18 protein-coding genes, 1 tRNA gene, 1 rRNA gene and 1 pseudogene are annotated in these 21,490 nt (G+C 71.2%); 10 read left to right on the top strand and 11 right to left on the bottom strand.

What is annotated here, in order from left to right; genetic code table 11:
- Window position 1: 1 nt before the first annotated feature.
- The 4 genes from rrf (at window position 2) to AEQ27_RS00470 (ending at window position 2,776) form a co-directional block, all read left to right on the top strand.
- A 5S ribosomal RNA gene (gene rrf, locus AEQ27_RS00485) occupies window positions 2-118 on the top strand.
- A 109-nt stretch (window positions 119-227) separates the two neighbouring features.
- Window positions 228-1,718 (top strand): glutamate--tRNA ligase, encoded by a 1,491-nt coding sequence (gltX, locus tag AEQ27_RS00480; protein WP_054144903.1) that lies wholly within the window; start codon window positions 228-230, stop codon window positions 1,716-1,718.
- Window positions 1,715-2,650 (top strand): NAD(P)/FAD-dependent oxidoreductase, encoded by a 936-nt coding sequence (locus AEQ27_RS00475; RefSeq protein ID WP_054144902.1) that lies wholly within the window; start codon window positions 1,715-1,717, stop codon window positions 2,648-2,650. Before gltX ends, AEQ27_RS00475 begins: the two co-directional genes overlap by 4 nt.
- Before the next feature lie 54 nt (window positions 2,651-2,704).
- A tRNA-Gln gene (locus AEQ27_RS00470) sits at window positions 2,705-2,776 on the top strand.
- 698 nt (window positions 2,777-3,474) lie between these two features.
- Here the strand turns inward: AEQ27_RS00470 and purL are convergent.
- From purL to AEQ27_RS00450, 4 genes are all read right to left on the bottom strand, one after another.
- Complete coding sequence (gene purL / locus AEQ27_RS00465) at window positions 3,475-5,790, bottom strand: phosphoribosylformylglycinamidine synthase subunit PurL (protein ID WP_054144906.1); 2,316 nt, start codon at window positions 5,788-5,790, stop codon at window positions 3,475-3,477.
- 35 nt (window positions 5,791-5,825) lie between these two features.
- Window positions 5,826-6,521, bottom strand: coding sequence for a phosphoribosylformylglycinamidine synthase subunit PurQ (gene purQ / locus AEQ27_RS00460; RefSeq protein ID WP_054144901.1), 696 nt, complete (start codon window positions 6,519-6,521; stop codon window positions 5,826-5,828).
- Window positions 6,521-6,784: a phosphoribosylformylglycinamidine synthase subunit PurS gene (gene purS, locus AEQ27_RS00455; RefSeq protein ID WP_043597439.1), complete on the bottom strand. Its 264-nt coding sequence runs from the start codon at window positions 6,782-6,784 to the stop codon at window positions 6,521-6,523. The genes purQ and purS overlap by 1 nt, the downstream gene beginning before the upstream one ends.
- 290 nt (window positions 6,785-7,074) lie before the next feature.
- On the bottom strand, window positions 7,075-8,418 hold the full coding sequence (locus AEQ27_RS00450) for an acyltransferase (protein WP_054144900.1): 1,344 nt from the start codon (window positions 8,416-8,418) through the stop codon (window positions 7,075-7,077).
- A gap of 127 nt (window positions 8,419-8,545) precedes the next feature.
- Between AEQ27_RS00450 and AEQ27_RS00445 the strand changes: the two genes are divergently transcribed.
- Both AEQ27_RS00445 and AEQ27_RS00440 read left to right on the top strand, forming a co-directional pair.
- A complete protein-coding gene (locus AEQ27_RS00445) occupies window positions 8,546-9,049 on the top strand; it encodes a Fur family transcriptional regulator (protein ID WP_054144899.1) in 504 nt (167 codons plus the stop codon).
- Between the two features lie 53 nt (window positions 9,050-9,102).
- On the top strand, window positions 9,103-10,605 hold the full coding sequence (locus tag AEQ27_RS00440) for a catalase (RefSeq protein ID WP_054144898.1): 1,503 nt from the start codon (window positions 9,103-9,105) through the stop codon (window positions 10,603-10,605).
- A 99-nt stretch (window positions 10,606-10,704) separates the two neighbouring features.
- Here the strand turns inward: AEQ27_RS00440 and AEQ27_RS00435 are convergent, their stop codons facing one another.
- From AEQ27_RS00435 to purD, 4 genes are all read right to left on the bottom strand, one after another.
- On the bottom strand, window positions 10,705-11,274 hold the full coding sequence (locus AEQ27_RS00435; RefSeq protein WP_054144897.1) for a GNAT family N-acetyltransferase: 570 nt from the start codon (window positions 11,272-11,274) through the stop codon (window positions 10,705-10,707).
- A 25-nt stretch (window positions 11,275-11,299) separates the two neighbouring features.
- On the bottom strand, window positions 11,300-12,139 hold the full coding sequence (locus AEQ27_RS00430; protein ID WP_054144905.1) for a VOC family protein: 840 nt from the start codon (window positions 12,137-12,139) through the stop codon (window positions 11,300-11,302).
- A gap of 310 nt (window positions 12,140-12,449) precedes the next feature.
- Window positions 12,450-13,433, bottom strand: a complete 984-nt coding sequence (locus AEQ27_RS00425) for a phosphoribosylaminoimidazolesuccinocarboxamide synthase (RefSeq protein WP_082383102.1) — start codon at window positions 13,431-13,433, stop codon at window positions 12,450-12,452.
- Entirely contained in the window at window positions 13,430-14,698 is a 1,269-nt protein-coding gene (gene purD, locus AEQ27_RS00420) for a phosphoribosylamine--glycine ligase (protein WP_054144896.1), read from the bottom strand. Before purD ends, AEQ27_RS00425 begins: the two co-directional genes overlap by 4 nt.
- A gap of 274 nt (window positions 14,699-14,972) precedes the next feature.
- On the opposite strand from purD, the gene AEQ27_RS00415 reads away from it, so the two are divergent.
- Window positions 14,973-15,353 carry a sterol carrier family protein gene (locus tag AEQ27_RS00415; protein WP_054144895.1) on the top strand — a complete coding sequence of 127 codons (381 nt, stop codon included), beginning with the start codon at window positions 14,973-14,975 and terminating at the stop codon, window positions 15,351-15,353.
- 79 nt (window positions 15,354-15,432) lie between these two features.
- The gene (locus AEQ27_RS00410) at window positions 15,433-15,843 is read left to right on the top strand and encodes a hypothetical protein (protein ID WP_054144894.1); all 411 of its coding nucleotides are present in this window, start codon (window positions 15,433-15,435) and stop codon (window positions 15,841-15,843) included.
- A 98-nt stretch (window positions 15,844-15,941) separates the two neighbouring features.
- Here the strand turns inward: AEQ27_RS00410 and AEQ27_RS00405 are convergent, their stop codons facing one another.
- From AEQ27_RS00405 to purF, 3 genes are all read right to left on the bottom strand, one after another.
- Entirely contained in the window at window positions 15,942-17,516 is a 1,575-nt protein-coding gene (locus tag AEQ27_RS00405; protein ID WP_054144893.1) for a hypothetical protein, read from the bottom strand.
- Complete coding sequence (locus tag AEQ27_RS00400) at window positions 17,498-18,298, bottom strand: ABC transporter ATP-binding protein (RefSeq protein ID WP_235450922.1); 801 nt, start codon at window positions 18,296-18,298, stop codon at window positions 17,498-17,500. The genes AEQ27_RS00405 and AEQ27_RS00400 overlap by 19 nt, the downstream gene beginning before the upstream one ends.
- A 145-nt stretch (window positions 18,299-18,443) precedes the next feature.
- A complete protein-coding gene (gene purF / locus AEQ27_RS00395) occupies window positions 18,444-19,904 on the bottom strand; it encodes an amidophosphoribosyltransferase (protein WP_054144892.1) in 1,461 nt (486 codons plus the stop codon).
- Between the two features lie 71 nt (window positions 19,905-19,975).
- On the opposite strand from purF, the pseudogene purM reads away from it, so the two are divergent.
- Both purM and AEQ27_RS00385 read left to right on the top strand, forming a co-directional pair.
- Window positions 19,976-21,099, top strand: a pseudogene (purM, locus tag AEQ27_RS00390) (phosphoribosylformylglycinamidine cyclo-ligase).
- Between the two features lie 110 nt (window positions 21,100-21,209).
- On the top strand, window positions 21,210-21,431 hold the full coding sequence (locus tag AEQ27_RS00385) for a hypothetical protein (RefSeq protein WP_054144891.1): 222 nt from the start codon (window positions 21,210-21,212) through the stop codon (window positions 21,429-21,431).
- Window positions 21,432-21,490 lie beyond the last annotated feature (59 nt).

Below are 21,490 nucleotides of genomic sequence, written 5' to 3'. Positions count from 1 at the left end.
TTTCGGCGGCCATAGCGAGAGGGAAACGCCCGGTCACATTCCGAACCCGGAAGCTAAGACTCTCAGCGCCGATGGTACTGCAAGGGGGACCTTGTGGGAGAGTAGGACACCGCCGGACTCCTTTTAGTGCGAAGAGCACGTGCAACACCAGAAAGGCCCCTTCTTCGGAAGGGGCCTTTCTGCGTTTAACGCTGACCAGCTGGACGACCCCGGTAAGATCGACACCGATGTCTGCTCCCTTCTCCACCGCCACCGGCGCCGACGTGCGCGTGCGGTTCTGCCCCTCGCCCACCGGAACGCCGCATGTCGGCCTCATCCGCACCGCCCTCTTCAACTGGGCGTACGCCCGGCACACAGGCGGCAAGCTCGTGTTCCGCATCGAAGACACCGACGCTGCCCGAGACAGCGAGGAGAGCTACGAGCAGATCCTCGACGGTCTGCGCTGGCTGAAGATCGATTGGGACGAGGGAGTCGACGCCGGCGGGCCTCATGGTCCGTACCGGCAGTCACAGCGCCACGACATCTATCGCGGCGTCATCGATCAACTTCTCGAGCGTGGCCTGCTCTACGAGAGCTTCGCCACGGGCGAAGAGATCGAGGCGCGCAACATCGCGAACGGCCGTGACCCCAAACAGGGCTACGACAACTTCGAGCGAGAGCTCAGCGACGAGCAGCGGGCCGCGTTCCGGGCTGAAGGGCGTCAGCCGGCTCTCCGCCTGCGCGTGCCTGATCGCGACCTCAGCTTCGACGACCTCGTGCGCGGTGAGATCACCTTCCCAGCGGGCTCCTTCAGCGACTTCGTCGTCGTCCGACCCAACGGCGTGCCTCTCTACACGTTCGTTAACCCGCTGGACGACGCCCTCATGGGCATCACGCACGTCCTGCGAGGTGAAGACCTTCTCTCGTCGACGCCGCGGCAGATCGCGCTCTACGAGGCGCTGGTCGAGCTGGGCATCACGACCTGCGTCCCTCGGTTCGGCCACTTGCCCTACGTCATGGGTGACGGCAACAAGAAGCTCTCGAAGCGCGACCCCGAATCGAACCTGTTCCACCACCGCGACCGGGGGTTCATCCCCGAAGGCCTCGTCAACTACCTCGCCCTCTTGGGGTGGTCGTTGACGCACGATCGGGACGTGTTCTCGATCGACGAGATGGTCACGGCGTTCGACGTCGTCGACGTGAATCCGAACCCGGCACGGTTCGACGTCAAGAAGGCCGAGTCGATCAACGGCGACCACATTCGTCTCCTCCCGGTCGAGGACTTCACGGAACGACTGCTGCCCTACCTTGACGGGATCGTCAGCGTGCCCCCGACGGACGCCGAGCGTGCCGTGCTGGCGCAGGCTGCGCCTCTCGTCCAGGAGCGCATGACCCTCCTGTCCGAGGCTCGGGGCATGCTCGGGTTCCTGTTCGTCGCCGACGACGACCTCGTCCACGAAGACGACGCACTGGCCTCGCTGGGTGAGCGGTCCGGCGAGGTGCTGCGCGCCTCCTCGGCCGCCCTCGAGGGCGTGTCGGACTGGACGCACGAGCCGATCCAAGCAGCCCTCAAGGCGGCTCTCGTCGACGACCTGGGCCTCAAGCCCCGCGTGGCCTACGGGCCGCTGCGCGTGGCGCTGTCCGGGCGGCGGGTGAGCCCGCCGCTGTTCGAGTCGATGGAGATTCTCGGCCGCGAGTCGACCCTCGCCCGACTCGCCGCCCTCGCCGAGCGCTCATGACCGAGCACTACGACGTCGCGGTCATCGGGGGAGGGCCCGCGGGGCTGAGTGCTGCGCTCAATCTCGTCCGCGCCCGTCGACGCGTCCTGCTCATCGACAGCAACCGGCCGCGCAACTCCGCCACGTTGCTCTCGCACGGGTACCTCACGCGGGACGGCATCTCGCCGCTCGAGCTGCGCAAGCTCGGGCGCGACGAGTTCCTGGGCTACGAGGGGGCCGAGCACCGACAGACGCTGGCGACGAACGTGGCTCCGATCGACGGCGGGTTCGAGATCTCGTGCGAGTTCCGCGGGCAGCAGTCGTCCGCGGTCGCGGGGGCCGTGCTGGTGACGACGGGGTTGAGCGAGACCCTACCCGAGATCGCCCAGCTCCGGGCTTTCTACGGCACGTACATCCACAGCTGCATCGAGTGTGACGGATACGACAAGCGTGACCAGCCGCTCGCCCTGATCGGCGAGCACTCCGACCTCGTCGACCGTGCGTTGTTGCTCTCGCAGTGGACCGACGACCTCATCGTGTTCACGCACGGCTCGGATGTCGTGACCTCGGTGGACGAGGCTGCGCTGGCAGCCCGTGGCATCACGGTGGATCGTCGCCGGGTCACGAGCATCGACGGCGATCGCGACGGCATGCGCGGGGTCGTGCTCGAGGACGGCACGGTCGTCCCTCGGGCCGGCGGCTTCGTGCGCCCGGAGTGGTCGGCGGCGCTGGACTACGTCTTCGCGACGGGAGCCGACCTGGACGACGACGGGTTGCTCATCGTCGACGGGCACGGACGGACCTCGGTGCCCGGGCTGTACGCGGCCGGTGAGAGCACGGCGCCCGGGCCTCAGCAACTGATCGTCGCCGCCGGTGACGGCGCCCGCGTGGCCGCCGTCATCAACCGCGACCTGATCGGTGGCCTCGAACACCTGGCGGATGCTGTACAGTAGACGTCGGTCCAGGTGATGGGCCGACAGTGATGTAGACCTTACGGCCGTCATCATTGGGGTATGGTGTAATTGGCAACACGACTGATTCTGGTTCAGTTGTTCTTGGTTCGAGTCCAGGTACCCCAGCAATGCATGCCCCCTGACTTTCGGTCCGGGGGCATTGCTGTTCGTGCTCGTCCGGCCGCCTCCGGCGGCGTGTTCGGCTTCGCCGAACGAGGGTGGTCCGACCTTCGGTCCGGGGGCATTGCTGTTCGTGCTCGTCCGGCCGCCTCCGGCGGCCTCCGGCGGCGTGTTCGCCTTAGCCGAACGAGGGCCGCGTTTCGCCCGCGGACGGACCCGCGTTTCGCCCGCGGACGGACCCGCGTTTCGCCCGCGGACGGACCCGCGTTTCGCCCGCGGACGGACCCGCGTTTCGCCCGCGGACGGACCCGCGTTTCGCCCGCCGACGGACCCGCGCTTCGCCGGCCTTGGTCGCTGTCGGTGCGGCGATGGTGCACCTCGTGTGCAGTTCGCGACCACGAGCGAACGACACACCGTCCTCGAGGCGCTCGGGGCGCCTCCTGCGTCGTGCTCTGTCGGGTTCGGCACGGACACGACGCAGTCGCAGGTCGGGATCGGCGCAGACAGGGTGCCGTTGCCGGCTCGGGTTGGTCTCGACAATCCGTCGGCGCGTACCGCCCGCGCGATCCGACGGCCCGTCCGCTGCCGTCGGACCGACGCCACGAGACGTGCGCTGCACAGGGAAACGGGCGAGTCCGGTGGCAACGGGCGTCCGATGACGACCGGTTCCGACGGACTCGCCCGGTTCGGGGGAGGCAGAGAAGCTACTCGCCGATCGTGGCTCCGAAGCGGGCCGGCAGCGTGCCGCGGTGCGTGCTGCGCAGCTCGTCGATCGACACCGTGAAGACGTCCTGCACCTCGAGCGACCCGGACTCGCCGTCGGTCACGCCGATGCGGGCCACGGGGTAGCCGCGGCCCTCGCAGAGGCCACGGAAGCGGACGTCGTCCTCGCGGGGCACCGAGACGATCACGCGACCGGTCGACTCGCTGAAGAGCGCCGTGGCGACGTCGATGCCGTCGCGCTCGAGCACCTCGCCCAGCCATACGCGGGCACCGACGCCGAAGCGCAGCACGGCCTCGGCCAGCGCCTGCGCCAGGCCGCCGTCGCTCAGGTCGTGGGCCGCCGCGATCAGCGACTGGTCGCCACCGGCGTGCAGCAGCTGCGCGAGCTGGGCCTCGGCCGCGAGGTCGACCGTCGGCGGGCGGCCGCCGAGGTGGTCGTGCACGACGCCGGCCCAGGCCGACCCGTCGAGCTCGAGCGCCGTGGTGCCGAGCAGGTAGATGTTGTCGCCCTCGTCCTGCCAGCCGGACGGGATGCGCTTGGCGACGTCGTCGATCACGCCGAGGACACCCACCACGGGAGTGGGGTGGATGGGACTCGTGCCGGTCTGGTTGTAGAAGGACACGTTGCCACCGGTCACCGGGATCTCGAGCTCGAGGCACCCGTCGGCCAGGCCCTCGACGGCCTGTGAGAACTGCCACATGACCTCGGGATCTTCGGGGCTGCCGAAGTTCAGGCAGTCGGTGACCGCGGCGGGCACGGCACCGGTCACGGCGACGTTGCGGTACGCCTCGGCCAGTGCGAGGCGCGCACCCTGCTTGGGATCGAGCTGGCAGTAGCGCCCGTTGGCGTCGGTCGCGATCGCGAAGCCGAGACCGGTCTCTTCGTCGACGCGGATCATGCCCCCGTCGTCGGGGAAGCTGAGGGCGGTGTTGCCCAGCACGTAGGTGTCGTACTGGTTGGTGACCCAGCTCTTGTCGGCCAGGTTGGGCGAGCCGAGCAGCTCGAGGAACTGCTCGCGCAGCACCGCGTTGCCCGTGGGGCGGGGCAGCGACGACGCGCTGTCGGCCTGAAGTGCGTCGATCCAGCTCGGGTAGGCGACGGGGCGCTCGTACACCGGGCCGTCCACGGCGACCGTGCGGGGCTCGACGTTGACGATCTCTTCGCCGTGCCAGTTGATGACGAGACGGCCGGTGTCGGTGACCTCGCCGAGCACGCTGGTCTCGACGTCCCACTTCGCCACGACGGCGAGGAACGCGTCGAGCTTCTCGGGACGCACGACGGCCATCATGCGCTCCTGGCTCTCGCTCATCAGGATTTCTTCGGCCGTGAGCGACGGGTCGCGCAGGAGGACGTTGTCGAGTTCGATGAACATGCCGCCGTCGCCGTTCGAGGCGAGCTCGGACGTGGCACAGCTGATGCCGGCCGCGCCGAGGTCTTGGATGCCCTCGACCAGCTCGTCGCGGAACAGCTCGAGGCAGCACTCGATGAGCACCTTCTCGGCGAACGGGTCGCCGACCTGGACGGCGGGACGTTTGGTGGGCCCGCCGGACGAGAACGTGTCGGAGGCGAGGATGGAGGCGCCGCCGATGCCGTCGCCACCGGTGCGGGCACCGAAGAGGACCACCTTGTTGCCGACGCCCCGGGCGTTGGCCAGGTGGAGGTCTTCGTGGCGCAGGACGCCCACGGCCAACGCGTTGACCAGGGGGTTGCCCTGGTACACCGCGTCGAAGTAGGTCTCGCCACCGATGTTGGGCAGACCGAGGCAGTTGGCGTAGAAGCTGATGCCGCCGACGACGCCGTCGACCACGCGCGCCGTGTCGGGCGCGTCGATGTCGCCGAAGCGCAGCTGGTCCATGACCGCGACGGGACGGGCGCCCATCGAGATGATGTCGCGGACGATGCCGCCGACGCCGGTGGCGGCACCCTGGAACGGCTCGATGTAGCTGGGGTGGTTGTGCGACTCGACCTTGAACGTGACGGCCCAGCCGCCCCCGACGTCGACCACGCCGGCGTTCTCGCCCATGCCGACCATGAGGTTCTTCTTCATGGCGGGCGAGACCCTCTGGCCGAACTGGCGCAGGTAGATCTTGCTCGACTTGTACGAGCAGTGCTCGCTCCACATGACCGAGTACATGGCGAGCTCGCCGCTGGTCGGACGACGACCGAGGATCTCGCGGATCTTCGCGTACTCGTCGGCTTTGAGCCCCAGGGCTCCGTAGGGCTGCTCGCGGTCGGGCGTCGCCGCGGCGTTCGCCACGGTGTCGGGCACGTGGCCCTCGGGACGCACGTCGATCATCTCGGCGTCGTGCGGGGCGCGGTCGGTCTGGTCGGTCACTTGGCGAGGGCCCTCTCGAGAACGGACGTGAAGAAGGTCAGGCCGTCGACGCCGCTCGACATCGCGGCGGGGGTGTCGGGGCCGAAGCCCTCTTCGACGGCGTGCTCGGGGTGCGGCATGAGGCCGACGACGTTGCCCCGGGCATTGGTGACGCCGGCGATGTCGTCCATCGACCCGTTCGGGTTGACGCCGACGTAGCGGAAGGCGACCTGCCCCTCGCCCTCGATGCGCTTGATGGTCTCGGCGTCGGCGATGAAGCGGCCGTCGGCGTTCTTGAGGGGGATGGTGATCTCTTGCCCCTCGGTGAAGCCGTTCGTCCAGTCGGTGCGGGCGTTCTCGACGACGAGGCGCTGGTCGCGGCGGATGAACTGCTGGTGCGCGTTGCGGGTGTGCGCACCCGGGATCAGGCGGGCCTCGGCGAGCATCTGGAAGCCGTTGCAGATGCCGAGCACGGGCATGCCCGCGTTCGCGGCGTCGACGACGTCGGCCATGATGGGCGAGAAGGACGCGATCGCCCCGGCACGCAGGTAGTCCCCGTAGCTGAAGCCGCCGGGCAGGATGATCGCCTCGACGCCCTTCAGGTCGTGGTCGCCGTGCCAGAGCGCGACGGGCTCGCCGCCCGCGAGTCGGACCGCGCGCTGCGCGTCACGGTCGTCGAGGGAGCCGGGGAAGGTGACGACGCCGACGCGCATCAGAGCGCGGCGGGAGCGTCGGCGACGGTGATCGAGACGACGTCTTCGATGACCGAGTTCGAGAACATGTCGTCGGCGAGCTCGCGGACGTCGGCGAGGACGGCGTCGGTCACCTCGCCCTCGACCGTGACCTCGAACCGCTTGCCGATGCGGACGTCGGTGAACGCCCCCTTGCCGAGACGGGAGAGGGCACCGGCGACGGCCTTGCCCTGGGGGTCGAGCAGTTCAGCCTTGGGCATGACCTCGACGACGATTGTGGGCACTGGTTTACTCCTGCAGAGGCGTCAACGGGTGGACGCGACGAGTCTACGGCAGCCGCGCGCGCCTCCTGGTGGTGCCGTCGTCAGGGACGGACGGGGCCGTCGCGGTGATCGTCAGCGGAATGCGAGGCTCTTGTCAGCGGGATCATGGATTCGGGCCGCACAGTGATCTCAGCGGACAGGACACGGGCCTCGTGATCGGGCCTTCTGTTCCGCTTCCGGTCGACGGGTTCCTGATCCGCCCCGAGACCGCCGGACGCCCGGCCGAACCCCCCGTCGGCCGGGCGTCTCCCTCACCGGGCCGCGTCCGACGGCCTGACGGCACCGGCCTGAGCGGACTGCGGTGCGGACCCCGGGCCGACGGCGGGCCGTGAACGACCGAGCAGCCAGATCGCCAGGGGCAGGCAGATCGCCCCCGCGATCGCGTTGCGCAGGTCGAGGCCCTCTTGCATCACGTCGAACGGTGGGCCGACGGCGAGGACGGCCGCCACGCCGATCAGCCACCAGGAGGCGCGGCGTCGGCCCTCGGGGAGCGCTCGCGGCGGCAGCTCGAACCGCGCGGTCGCCAGCGACACGAGGCACGTCAGCCCGATGACGAGGGCCCAGATCGGCAGGCGGGTCCACCACCAGGCGGCGGTCGAGGGCTCGGGCAGAGGACCGCCCACGGCCAGGAGGACGCCCAGCAAGGCGATCAGCAGCGGGAGGTGCCAGAGGTAGATCGTCATGCCGCGGCTGCCGATCGCGAAGACGACGGCGCGGGCCGGCGACGTGGACATGAGACGGGACAGGGCGGGGTGCACGAGCGAGAGGACGCAGATCTGGGCCACCCCGAGCACCATGAGCGGTACCGTCGGCGGGTTGAGGTTGCTCAACATGTCGTCGGACCACGGCCCGGCCGCGGTCAGCGGGACCAGGGCGGCGTAGGCCACGACGGCGACGACGAGCAGGACGACCCGAGGGGTCCGGCGGAACAGCCCGTCGGCGTAGGCGAAGCCGAGCTGCTGCACGAACAGCCACACGAAGGCGAGGTTGAGGAGGCCGACGGCCGTGACGCCGGTGCCGTACCGCACCGAGTCGACCAGGACGGCGGCGACGACCAGGACGAACAGGGTCGCCCAGGGCCGGGTGGCGTGCAACCGCGCCATGACCGGCACGAGCACCTGCGTGATGCCGTAGGCGGCGAGGAACCAGAACGGCGAGCCCACGCCGGTCGCCACGACGTCGAGCAGGTCGGGATCGACGCCGAGCAGGGTCGCGACGGCGAGGGCGATCGCGAGGACGGCGAAGACCGCGCTCGCCGGGCGGGCGAGTCGCAGCAGGCGGCCCCGGACGAAGTCACCGGCATCGGCACCGCGGCGACGCGCGCCGGCCCAGGCCGTGGCGCTGGCGAAGCCGCCGACCACGAAGAAGAGCGGCATGATCTGCCCGGCCCACGTCGAGAGGGGGAACCACGACTGTTCTTGCAGGGGTCGGTTCGCGACGACGGCACCCGTCGCGTCGACGGCGACCCCGACCATCATCACGTGGATGGCGACGACCAGCAGGACGCAGAAGACGCGGGCGAGGTCGACCACCAGGTCGCGCCCCGGGGGGACGACGGGCGCGGTCGACGACGAGGTCGTGGCGGCGGTGCTCATGTCGACGACGCTAGCGACCCGACGGTGCCTCGGGGCGGTTGTCCACAGGGCGCGTCCGAACCCGGCAACATCCTCCAGGCTGGCCCGAATTGTTTTGATCCGATCAAAAGAGTGGTTCACTGGACGCATGACCCTCCTGACCGACGACCCCCGCGAGGCCCTGCGCTCCGCCGGGTTGCGCGTGACCGAGCCCCGGCTCGCCGTGTTGCGCGCCCTCGAGCCGTCGCCGCACGCGGCTGCCGAGCAGGTCTTCGCCCGGGTGGCCCTCGAACTGCCCGGCACGTCGGTCCAGGCGGTGTACGGCGTGCTCAACGCGCTGACCGGCGCCGGGCTGGTGCGCCGCATCGAACCCGCGGGCTCGGCAGCGCTCTACGAGTTGCGGACGGGCGACAACCACCACCACGTGGTCTGCGGCGTGTGCGGCTCGGTCGCCGACGTCGACTGCGTCGTCGGCCACGCACCCTGCCTCACCCCCTCGCACGACTCCGGATACCTCGTGCAGACCGCCGAGGTGACCTTCTGGGGTCTGTGCCCGGCCTGTCGAGCGGCCGAGGCCGACGGCGCGGAGGGCGACGAGCCGAGTCGCGCCTCCTCGTCCGACCGCGCGGACGCGGCCGTCCCCGTGGTCTGACCCGCCCGCCCCCCGATCTCACACGACGACGAACCACGAACGAAAGAGGACACATGACCGACGCCAAGAAGATCACCACCACCGACAACGGCGCCCCCGCCGCCAGCGACGAGTTCTCGCAGTCGGTCGGCGCCGACGGCCCGATCGTCCTGCACGACCACAAGCTGGTCGAGAAGCTGGCCAACTTCAACCGTGAGAAGGTGCCCGAGCGCATCGTCCACGCCAAGGGCGGCGGAGCCTTCGGCACGTTCGTCACGACGGCCGACGTCTCGCGCTACACGCGCGCCGCGCTCTTCCAGCCCGGTGTCGAGACCGAGATGCTCGCCCGTTTCTCGACGGTCGCCGGCGAGCAGGGCAGCCCCGACACGTGGCGCGACCCCCGCGGCTTCGCGCTGAAGTTCTACACGAGCGAGGGCAACTACGACCTCGTCGGCAACAACACGCCCGTGTTCTTCATCCGTGACGGCATCAAGTTCCCCGACTTCATCCACTCGCAGAAGCGCCTGCCCGGCTCGCACCTGCGCGACCACGACATGCAGTGGGACTTCTGGACGCTGTCGCCCGAGTCGGCGCACCAGGTCACCTGGCTGATGGGCGACCGGGGCCTTCCCGCCTCGTGGCGCAACATGGACGGCTTCGGCTCGCACACGTACCAGTGGATCAACGCCGAGGGCGAGCGCTTCTGGGTCAAGTACCACTTCAAGACGAACCAGGGCAACAAGATCCTCACGCAGGACGACGCCGACCGCATCGCGGGCGAGGACGCCGACTTCCACATCCGCGACCTCTCCGAGGCGATCGACCGCGGCGACTTCCCGACGTGGACGCTGTCGGTGCAGGTCATGCCCTACGACGAGGCGGCCACGTACCGCTTCAACCCGTTCGACCTGACGAAGGTGTGGCCGCACGCGGACTACCCGCTCATCGAGGTCGGCACCATGACGCTGAACCGCAACCCCGAGAACTACTTCGCGCAGATCGAGCAGGCGGCGTTCGCTCCGTCGAACTTCGTCCCCGGCATCGCGACCAGCCCGGACAAGATGCTGCTCGCTCGCATCTTCAGCTACGCGGACGCCCACCGCTACCGCATCGGCGTCAACCACCAGCAGCTGCCGGTGAACACGCCCAAGACCGAGGTGCACTCGTACTCGAAGGACGGAGCCGCGCGGTACCACTTCAGCGAGGCGACGGCTCCGGTCTACGCACCGAACTCGGTCGGCGGCCCGGCGGCGGACCCGCAGGCCGCGGGTGACACCGGCGGCTGGGAGAGCGACGGCGAACTCGTCCGTTCGTCCGTGACGCTGCACCCCGAGGACGACGACTTCGGCCAGGCCGGCACGCTCGTCCGCGAGGTGCTGAACGACGAGGAGCGCGACCGCCTGGTGCAGAACATCGTGGGCCACGTGTCGAAGGTCACCCAGCCCGCCCTGCGCGAGCGGGTCTACGAGTACTGGACCAACGTCGACCCCACCCTGGGTCTGCGTGTCCGGAAGGGTGTCGAGCCCGAGGCTCCCGGCTCGAACGAGGACCCGGCCGAGGTCGGCGTCCCGGCGTAGCCGGAAGTCGCGACAGACCGCAGGAGGCGCGGTGACCGTTCGTCGGTCACCGCGCCTCCTCGGCGTTCCGGGGTTCGCACGGCCGGGGTGCTGCCCGGGTCAGACCATCTGTCCGTTCCAGTGCAGCTCGCCCTGGGGCCAGTCGGCGAGGGTGCGCGTGCCCTCGCGGAGCAGCCAGCCGTGGTCCTGGGTGACGAGGACGCCGGCGCCGTCGCCGCTGAACGCCGTGTAGTGCGCCGTGAGGCCGTCGAGGGGCAGCCATCCGCCACGGCGGTAGAAGCCCTGCACGTCGTCGCCGGTCTCGAGCACCCCGAAGCCGCTGTCGAGCGTCGTCAGTGCCGCGTCGACCCGACGGAGCAGTTCACCGCCGAGGCCGGTGCCCTGGACGGTCGGCGAGACGGCGACCATGCCGACCGCGGTGACGAGCAGGTCGGCGTCGCCGACGGTGACGAACTGGCGACGCAGGCCGGCGTGCGCCACCACGACGTCGCCCTCACGCGCGACGACCCGCAGCTCGGGCTGCATGCCCGCCCAGCTGCGGGCTCCGGCGTACCAGTGGTCGTAGCTCGGGAACGCCCGGGCGAGCATCGCCGCGATCGCCTCGTGGTCGTCGAGCGTGAGCTCGCCCTCGCGGGTCGTGGAGAAGGTGGGGGACTCGGCTGCAGGCATGCCTCGACGTTAGCGGTGCCGGTGGTCAGCTCGGTCGGACGGTCACCTGGATCTGGTTGAGCCAGGGATCGTCGAACCCCAGCACCCGCCCGTCGTCGCGGGTGGCGACGCCGTGGTGGCCGAGGCGCTCGCCGAGGGCGCCCAGGTCGTCGGCCGTCGGCACCTCGATGCGCACCAGGCCGAGGCCGAGGCCCAGCTGACGACGCCCGGCCCCGGCGCTGTTCCAGGTGTTCATCGCCATGTGGTGGTGGTAGCCGCCCGCGCTGACGAACAGGGCCTGCGGCCCGAAACGCGTCGTCGTCTCGAAGCCGAGCTGCTGGACGTAGAACCGGTGGGCCGACTCGACGTCGCCCACGCTCAGGTGCACGTGGCCGACCGTGGCGGGACGGGATGCCGAGCCGGCCAGCGCCTCCTCGGTGACGTTCTGCTGCACGAACGCGTTCGGGTCGAGCGCGAGGGTCGCCATGTCGACCTGGCCGTGGGTCCAGGACCACTCGGAGCGCTGACGGTCCCAGTAGAGCTCGATGCCGTTGCCCTCGGGGTCGGTGAAGTAGAAGGCCTTGCTGACGAGGTGGTCGGCGCTGCCGGTGAACGTGCCGGGGTGACGGGTCGCGACGCTGTAGACGGCGGCGGCGAGGTCGGCCTCGGTCTCGAACAGGATCGCAGTGTGGAAGAGGCCGGCCTCGCGCGGTCCGGCGTGCTTCAGCTCGGGCGCGTGCTCGAGGATGACGATCGGGGTCGCACCTCGGCCGAGGACCACGCGCCCCGCGGCGGGCTCGGCGGTCAGCACCGTCAGGGTGACGGCATCGCGGTAGTACGCGGTCATCGCGTCGAGGTCGGCGACCCGGAGGGTGACCGCCCCCATGCCGGTGTCGGCGGCCAGCAGGTCAGCGGTGCGTGCACCCGGTGCCCGCTGCCCCGTCGCCGACGCGTCGGCTGGAGAGGACGAGGAGGCGCGGGTCGCGTCGGTCGCGGAGGTGTCGGTCATGGGTGCCCTCGGTCTGGTCGGGTCGGGTGGCCACCCGGTCGGTGACACGTCACCGACAGGAACCGGCCGGCCGTGTCGGGCATTCCCGACCGACAGCGCACCGCGTTTCGTGCAGAGCACCGGATCTCGATGCGGTGCGCTGCACGGAACGCGGTGTGGTGCTCGGGGAAGGGCGCGGGGCCCGGGCTCAGCGTGCGGTGAGGCGCTCGATCAGCTCGCGGTAGCGCGCGGCCGTGCGGGCGACGATGTCGTCAGGCAGGGCAGGAGCCTCGCCCGTGCCGTCCCAGTGCGCGGAGAGCCAATCGCGGACGATCTGCTTGTCGAAGCTCTGGGTGCGGTTGCCCGAGGCGTAGACCTCGGCGTCCCAGAAGCGGCTGCTGTCGCTCGTGAGCACCTCGTCGCCGAGGGTGATCTCGCCCGTGGTCCGGTCGGCGCCGAACTCGAACTTGGTGTCGGCGAGGATGACCCCGCGGGCCTCGGCCACGTCGGACGCCAGACGGTAGATCTCGAGCGACCGGTCGCGCAGGGCCGCCGCCGTCTCGGCACCGACGAGTTCGACGGTGCGCTCGAACGAGATGTTCTCGTCGTGCTCGCCGAGCGGTGCCTTGTACGCCGGAGTGTAGATCGGCTCGGGCAGCCGGGCGCCGTTCGACAGGCCCTCGGGCAGCGGGATGCCGCAGACGGTGCCGTGCTCGCGGTACTCGGCCCAGCCGCTGCCGACCAGGTACCCACGCACGACGCACTCGACGGGGAACATGTCGAGCGGCTTGACGAGCATCGCGCGGTCCCGCACCTGCGCGGGCAACGAGACGGAGGCGGTGGTCGGGTCGACGAGGTGGTTGGGCACGGTGGCGAGCTGTGCGAACCACCAGAGGCTGAGCTGCGTGAGCAGGGCGCCCTTGCCCGGGATGCCGGGTTCGAGCACCTGGTCGAAGGCGCTGACCCGGTCGCTCGCCACCACCAGCACGTGCTCGGTGTCGGCGAGGGTGGCGGCGTCGCCGACCGAACCGGCCACCGGCGCCGGGACGTAGAGGTCGCGGACCTTGCCCGAGTACGCGGGCGTCCAGCCGTCGAGATGGCCGGGAGCGCCCGGCGTGACGGGCGTGGCCTGTCGAGCCGCGCCTCCTGCGGTCGCGTCGGCCGGGGCCGTGGTGCCGTCGGGGGCGGTCATCGGGCGACCCGCTCGGCGATGTCGTGACGGTACTGGCCGCCCTCGAGCTCGATGCGCGAGAGGGCGTCGTAGACCCGGCCCCGGGCCTCGGTGAAGTCGGACCCCTGGGCCACCACGCTGAGCACGCGCCCGCCCGTGGCGATGAGCTGGTCGTCGAGACGGGCGGTCGCGGCGTGGGCCACGTGGACGCCGGCGACGGCGGTCGCGTCGTCGAGCCCGCGCAGCGGCCGACCGCTGACGGCGCCCTCGGGATAGCCCTCGCTGGCGAGGACCACCGTCACGGCGACGTCGGACGAGAAGCGCGGCGACTCGTGGTTGCCGAGCGACCCGGTCGCCGCGGCGAGCAACAGTCCGCTCAGCGGCGTGACCAGACGGGGCAGGACGACCTGCGTCTCGGGGTCGCCGAAGCGGGCGTTGAACTCGATGACCCGCACGCCCGTCTCGGTGAGGATGAGACCGGCGTAGAGGAGGCCGATGAACGGCGTCCCCTCGGCCTCGAGCTGTCGCACCGTCGGGGTGGCGATGGTGTCGAGCACCTCGTCGACGAAGTCCTTCTCGCTGCCGAAGCGGTCGGCCAGCCAGGGCAGCGGCGAGTAGGCGCCCATCCCGCCGGTGTTGGGGCCGGCGTCGCCGTCGAGCAGGCGCTTGTAGTCCTGCGCGGGGCTGAGCGGCACGACCGTGTGACCGTCGCTGAGGAAGAACAACGAGACCTCGGGACCTTCGAGGAACTCCTCGACGAGGACGGGCCCGTGCTGCAACCAGTAGGTGGTGTGCTCGACCGCCGCGTCGCGGTCGTCCGAGACGAGGACGCCCTTGCCGGCCGCCAGCCCGTCGGCCTTGACGACGTAGGGGGAGCCGAAATCGTCGAGCACCGCGACGGCCTCGTCGAGGGTGCCCACGCGCGTGGCCCGCCCGGTGGGCACGCCGGCTTCCTCCATGATGCGTTTCGCGAAGGTCTTGCTGCCCTCGAGTGCCGCGGCCTTCTTGCCCGGCCCGAAGACCGGGATGCCGCGGGTGCGGAGGGCGTCGGCGACACCGGCGACCAGCGGCGCCTCGGGGCCGACGACGACCAGCTCGACGTCGTTCTCGAGGCCGTACTCGGTGACGACGGCACCGTTCGACGGGTCGAGGTGCACGATGCCGACCTGGTCGGCGATGCCCGCGTTGCCGGGGGCCGCGGTGATCTCGTGACCCGCGTCTTCGCGCAACAGGGCGGTGATGATGGCGTGCTCGCGAGCACCGGAACCGAGGACGAGGATTCGCACGCGCCACAGCCTACCGAGGGTGTGCCGCGGTGCCGAGTCGGGGGCGGGGGGTGTGCAATTCGCGACTGTCGGCCGGCGCCACGCCGCCGGGGGACGAAGGTGAGCGGCGTGTCGGGGCTCGGAGGTCGGGTTCGGCCCTGCCGGGGAGGCTCCGGGTGGTCGGGATGTGCTCGCGCCGGCCGGGGACGGGGGGGCGCGGTGCAGGACGGGAGGCGCCGGGGACGGGGACGGGGAGGCGCGGTGCAGGACGGGGAGGCGCGGGTAGCGTGGACGCATGGCCAGGGCACGGATCGGCGACGCGGCGGGATCGGCCGCCGTGGGCGAGGTGCGGGCGGCGCTCGCCGCCGACCTGACCGCACCGCGTCCGGTGACCGCCATGGCCGTCCGCTGGTTGCTGCAGGTGCTCGCCGACGGCGAACCCGGGGCCACGGTCGAGGTGCGCGTGCCGCCGTTCGGCGCCGTGCAGTTCCGCGAAGGACTCAGCCACACCCGGGGCACGCCGCCCAACGTCGTCGAGACCGACGCCGCCACCTTCGTGCGACTCGCCACCGGCGACCTCAGCTGGCCGGAGGCGCGGGCCGGGGCGCTCGTGTCGGCCTCCGGCAGCAGGGCGGACCTGACCGGCTACGTGCCGATCGCCTGGCAGCGGGGCTGACCCGCGCCTCCTCGAAGGTCCATGCTCGACGTCGAGACGGGCGTCGGCGGTGCTCAGCCGCCTCTGGGATGATGGGCGGGTGACGAACGCACCCGACGACCAGCAGCGACCCGAGCCCGTCGTCGAGCCCTCCGTCGAACGCCCCGCCGAGTCGATCGTCGAACGTGACGAGGTCACCGTGCGCCGAGCACCCAAGGTCCCCGTCTTCTTGATCATGGGCGCGGCGCTCGGGGTCGTCGTCTCGCTGATCGTCACCTCGCTCTTCCCGTTCGACTCGGGCGAGGGCGTGGCGCAGACCTACGGGTACATCTCGCTCTGGGGGCTGACGATCGGCGGGGCCGTCGGCTGCGTCGTCGCCATCATCGCCGAGCGCGTCACCAGCCGGGGCGCGAAGCGCGTCCAGGTCGAACGTGAACGCCTCGAGGTGCCCGTCGCAGAGCCCGATGCCGTTCCACGCCAGGTGACCGACGGCGAGTCCGACCGAGCCTGACGTCGCCCGGCCGACCGCGTGCGCGGCCGGCCGACCGCGTGCGCGGCCGCCGACCGCGTGCGCGCCCGGCCGCCCGCGTGCGCGGCCGGCCGCCCGGGTCAGGCTCCGCGAGCCCGCCGCAAGCGGGTGAGCAGCTCGGGCCCCCGGGCGTCGAGCAGGCGTCCACCCCGTCGGATGCCGACGACCATCAGGACGGCCCCGAGGGCGACGCCGACGACGAGCGTCAGCAGCCCGAACAGCACCGAGCCCTGCACCAGCGCCACGATGCCGAGCACGAGCTCGGGCAGCGACAACACGAAGACGATCGCCCACGAGGCGTAGAGGCCCAGGGCCGAGGTGACGTTGGCCCCGGGCGGGGACTTGAACGGGCTCTCGCCCGCCGCCGGGACGGGCATCAGGTACAGCGCCGAGGCCACGCTCGACACGCCGAACCCGGTGAGCAGCAGGCCCAGGCCGATGCCGAGCAGGGCCGGGGCCACGTCGGCTCGACCCACCACCGCCAGCGGGACGAGCGTGGCGAGCACGACGGAGGGCACCGCGAACAGCGAGAGCGTGAGGACGCGACCGGCGCGGTCGGCCGAACCCGCCAGCCCGGTCGACAGGTGGGCGGCGAAGGCCGTGCCGTCGTACGAGACGTCGGCTGCCAGCGTGATGGCGAGCAGGGCGGCCACGGCCGGGCCGATGGCGTACAGCGGCCAGGTCGTTTCGAGGGAGAACGACAGGAAGATCGCCAGGACCGGCATCAGCGGGACGACGATCAGCGACCCGCCGTACCGGGGGTCGCGCAACCAGTAGACGGCCGTGCGGGCCGCGACCGCACCGGTCGGCGTCGCGGGGAAGCGCGCGAAGAGCCCGAGACCCTTGGACGCCGCGGTGGCCGTGACGGCCGGGGGAGCGACGAGTGCCGTCGCCAGGCCCCGTCGCCAGATCAGCAGGAGCACACCCAGGGTGGCCAGGGCGATGACGGCCTTGAGGGCTGCCTCGCCCGGTCGGCCGAGGGCGACGTCGCCGGGGATCGACCAGGCGGCGCCGAGCGGGCTCCACGACAGGGCGTGGGCGACGCGGGGCAGGTCGTCGCCGATCGAGTTGAGCCCCTGGCCGACCAGGCCGATCAAGGGCCCGGCCAGGATGAGGGGGACGAAGATCGCGACGCTCATCAGCTCGCGGTAGCGACGTTTGGCACCCAGCGCGCTGGTGGCGGTCTCGACCGCCCGGGACGCCGCGACGCAGACGAAGACCCCGAGCAGCCCGCAGAACGGGGCGAGGACGGCGGACAGCGGGTGCTGCAGCCAGCTGAAGGTCGTCGCGAGGGCGGCGACGAGCGTGATGATGCCCGGGATGCCCAGCAGCCCTGCGACGAACAGGGCGGCGAGGAGCCGGTCGGCGGGCAGGGGGAACTGGCGCAGCTTCGAGACGCTGAGGGTCTGGTCATAGCCCCGGGCGACGAACGGCACGACGACCCAGCCGACGACCGCGAGCGAGCCGCCGAGCACGCCGGCCGTCCAGGCCCAGCGCTCGGGCGCGAACGAGAGGGCGACGAGGCCGGCGACGACCGCGGCGAGCACGCCCAGGCCGTAGAGCCCGCCGATGACCGCCGCGACGATCTGCCAGGTGCTGCGCTTGAAGCCGTTCAGCAGCACCCGCCAGCGCAGGCTCAGGAGGTGCGCAACCACGACGGCCCCTCGTTGTGCTGGCGACCGCCGACGAGCTCGACGAAGCGGTCTTCGAGGGTGGAGCCGGCCCGCACGTCGTCGGTCGTGCCGGCCGCGAGCACGCGCCCGGCCGCGATGACGGCGACGTGGTCGCACATGCGCTGGACGAGGTCCATCGAGTGGCTCGACACGATGACCGTGCCGCCGTTCTGCGTGTAACCGTGCAGGATGTCGCGGATGTTCGCGGCCGAGATCGGGTCGACGGACTCGAACGGCCCGTCGAGGGCGGGGAGGCGCGGCGCATGGACCAGCGCGCAGGCGAGCGCCACCTTCTTGGTCATGCCCGCGGAGTAGTCGACGACGAGCGTGCCGCCGGCCGAGCGCAGGTCGAGCAGGTCGAGCAGGTCGCCGACCCGCTGCGCCGTCGTCTCGCGGCTCATGCCGTTGAGCAGGCCGTGGTAGGTGACGAGCTGCTCGCCGGTGAGGCGGTCGAAGAGCGAGATGCCGTCGCTCAGCACGCCCACGAGCGACTTGGCGTGCGTCGGGTCGGACCAGACGTCGACGCCGAGCACCTCGATGCGGCCCGCGTCGGGACGCAGCAGCCCGGTCGCCATCGAGAGCGTGGTCGTCTTGCCGGCGCCGTTCGGGCCGACGAGGCCGAAGAACGAGCCCGTCGGCACGGTCAGGTCGATGCCGTCGACGGCGACCTTGTCGCCGAAGGCCTTGCGCAGGCCGGTGATCTGCAGCGCGGACGCCGGAGGCGTCGCGGTCGGTTCGGGGCGGGGCATGCCGACGTCGCTCATGGCCCCCAGCCTAGGGACGCCTGCCGACACCGCGCCTCCCCCAGGGGGTGGAAGCGGGGGCGAGGTGCGGGTGGCGAGGTGCGGCTGGAGACGGGCGCGGGCGGCGGAGAGCGCAGGAGGCGCGGGTGCGGACGGGCGCGCTGGCTCAGCTGAGCTGGTTGGCCTCGACCCAGGCGAGGTACTCGGGGCTGACCGTGCCGGTGACGTAGTCGCCCGTGAAGCAGCTCATCTCGAGCTCGGTGACGTCGCTGCCCTCGGTGATCGCGGCCTGCATGTCGGCGACCTCTTGGTAGATGAGGTGGTCGGCACCCAGCTCGCGGGCGGTCTCGGGGATCTTGCGGTCGTGGGCGACCAGCTCGTGCCGGGACGGCATGTTGATGCCGTACACGTGGGGGAAGCGCACCGGGGGAGCGGCCGAGGTGAACGTCACCTTGTTCGCACCGGCGGCCCGGGCCATCTCGACGATCTCGCGCGAGGTCGTGCCGCGGACGATCGAGTCGTCGACGATCAGGATGTTCTTGCCCTTGAACTCGCTCGACATCGCGTTGAGCTTCTGGCGCACCGACCGCTTGCGCTCGGCCTGCCCCGGCATGATGAACGTGCGGCCGACGTAGCGGTTCTTGTAGAAGCCCTCGCGGTACTCGATGCCGAGCTTCTGGGCGACCTGCATGGCCGCGGGGCGTGACGAGTCGGGGATCGGCATGACGACGTCGATGTCACCGATCGGCGAGGGCGCGGCGATCGTGTCGGCCAGCCGGTTGCCGAGGCGCAGGCGGGCGTCGTAGACCGAGAAGCCGTTCATGATCGAGTCGGGGCGGGCCAGGTAGACGTACTCGAACGAGCAGGGGATGAGGCGCGGGCTGGCATGGCACTGCTTCGACACCATCTGCCCGTCGAGCGAGATGAAGACGGCCTCGCCGGGGGCGACGTCGCGGACGATCTCGTAGCCGCCGGACTCGAGGACGAGCGACTCCGAGGCGGTGATCCATTCGTCGCGGACGCCGTCGGCGGCGAGGCGGCGACCGAGCACCAGCGGGCGTATGCCGAACGGGTCGCGGAAGGCCAGCAGTCCGTGGCCGGCGATCATGGCGATCGCCGCGTACGAGCCTTGAACCCGGTCGTGCACGCGGGTGACCGCCGCGAAGATCTGCTCGGGGTCGAGCTCGCTGCCGTTGACCTGCTCTTGCAGCTCGTGCGCGAGCACGTTGACCAGCAGTTCGGTGTCGCTGTTGGTGTTGAGGTGACGGCGGTCGACGTGGAAGAGCTCGCTGGTGAGCTCGCGCGTGTTCGTCAGGTTGCCGTTGTGGATCAGCACGATGCCGTAGGGCGCGTTCACGTAGAACGGCTGCGCCTCTTGCTCGTTGCTGGCCGCGCCTTTGGTGGCGTAGCGCACGTGGCCGAGGCCCATGTTGCCGAGCAGCGCACGCATGTCGCGCGTGCGGAAGCCCTCGCGGACCTGCCCCTTGGTCTTGTGCACGTGGAAGATGCCGCCCTCGGCGGTGGCGATGCCGGCGCTGTCCTGCCCCCGGTGTTGCAAGAGGAGGAGCGAATCGTAGACGAGTTGATTTGCTGGCTCGTGCGCGACGAGACCGACGATGCCGCACATGCGGATCTGGCTCCAGACCGTAGAGTTGGGGTTACCGCGACAGTCTAGAGCGACACCGAACGGATGAACGAATGGCGACCTCCTCTGCCCACTCGACCAGCGCCTCCTACGCCGCAGCGGGGGTCGACACGGCCGCCGGCGACCGGGCGGTCGAGCTGATGAAGGCGGCCGTCAGCGCCACGCACGGGCCCGGCGTCGTCGGCGGCGTGGGCGGGTTCGCCGGGCTGTTCGACGTGTCGTTCCTCAAGGACTTCGACAAGCCGCTGCTCGCCACGTCGACCGATGGCGTCGGCACGAAGGTCGCGATCGCGCAGGCGCTCGACAAGCACGACACGATCGGGCAAGACCTGGTGGGCATGGTCGTCGACGACATCGTCGTCGTCGGTGCCCGGCCGCTCATCATGACCGACTACATCGCCTGCGGCCGCGTGGTGCCGGCCCGCATCGCCTCGATCGTCGAGGGCATCGCCCGCGCCTGCAGCGAGACGGGCACCGCCCTCGTCGGCGGCGAGACCGCCGAGCACCCCGGCCTGCTCGGGCCCGACGACTACGACGTGGCGGGGGCCGCGGCCGGTGCGGGCGAGGCCGGGCGCCAGCTCGGCCCTCACCCGTCGGCGACGGCGCCGGCGTGCTCGCCCTCGCCTCGTCGGGCGTGCACTCGAACGGCTTCTCGCTCGTGCGCCACATCCTCGCGTCGCGCGACCTCGGCTACGACGACACCCTGCCCGAGTTCTCGGGCACGGTCGGCGAGGCGTTGCTCGAACCGACGCGGCTCTACACGTCCCCCCTGTTGCGCGTGCTCGACGACCCCGCGCTCGACGGCGCGATCCACTCGCTCAGCCACGTCACCGGGGGCGGCATCGCGGCCAACCTCGCCCGCGTGCTGCCCCGCGGGTCGTGGACCGAGGTCGACCGTTCGACCTGGTCGCCGCTGCCCGTCTTCCGGGTGCTGAGCGACCTGGCCGGCTCGACCCTCGAGTCGAGCGAGGGCACCTGGAACCTCGGCATCGGCATGATCGCCGTCGTCGCCGCGTCGCAGGCCGCCGCGGTCACCTCGGCCCTCGAGGCCGACGGCATCGCGACCTGGCCCGTCGGCACCGTCTCGACCGGGCAGCGCGATCTCGCCGGGTTCGAACAGGGAGCCAAGGGAGTCGACGGAGGCGCGGTGCGGCTCGTCGGGGCCTACGCGGGCTGATCGTCGGTCACGTCGCGTGGCGTCTCCCCGGCGTCGGACGTACGATGAACGGACGCCCGTGCCGGGCGCGCTGACGACGACGTCAGACCGGACGACGAAGGAGTCGACCCATGAGCACCACCCGCATCCCCCTCCCCTCTGTCTCGCGCACGGCGGTGGCCGCCCCGCGCAGCGCCCGGGTCAGCCGGGTCCCCGCCGAGCCGGCGCCGCGGCGTTCGGCCGCGTCACCCGTCACCGGCGGGCGCAAGGTCGCAGCTCTCACGGCCGGCGGCATGATCTTGCTGCTGGTCGTGGGGTTGTTGCCCGCGGTCGCGACACTCGTGGGCGGTTGACCCGCGCCTCCTGGCGGGCGGCCGATCGGGCGTTCCCTCGGCCCGGGGCCCACGACGGC

It is taken from the genome of Frigoribacterium sp. RIT-PI-h (genome assembly GCF_001297205.1).
Lineage (GTDB): Bacteria > Actinomycetota > Actinomycetes > Actinomycetales > Microbacteriaceae > Frigoribacterium.
The sequence above is the reverse complement of the archived record's forward strand: the minus strand, read 5'-3'. Positions and strand labels throughout refer to the sequence as shown.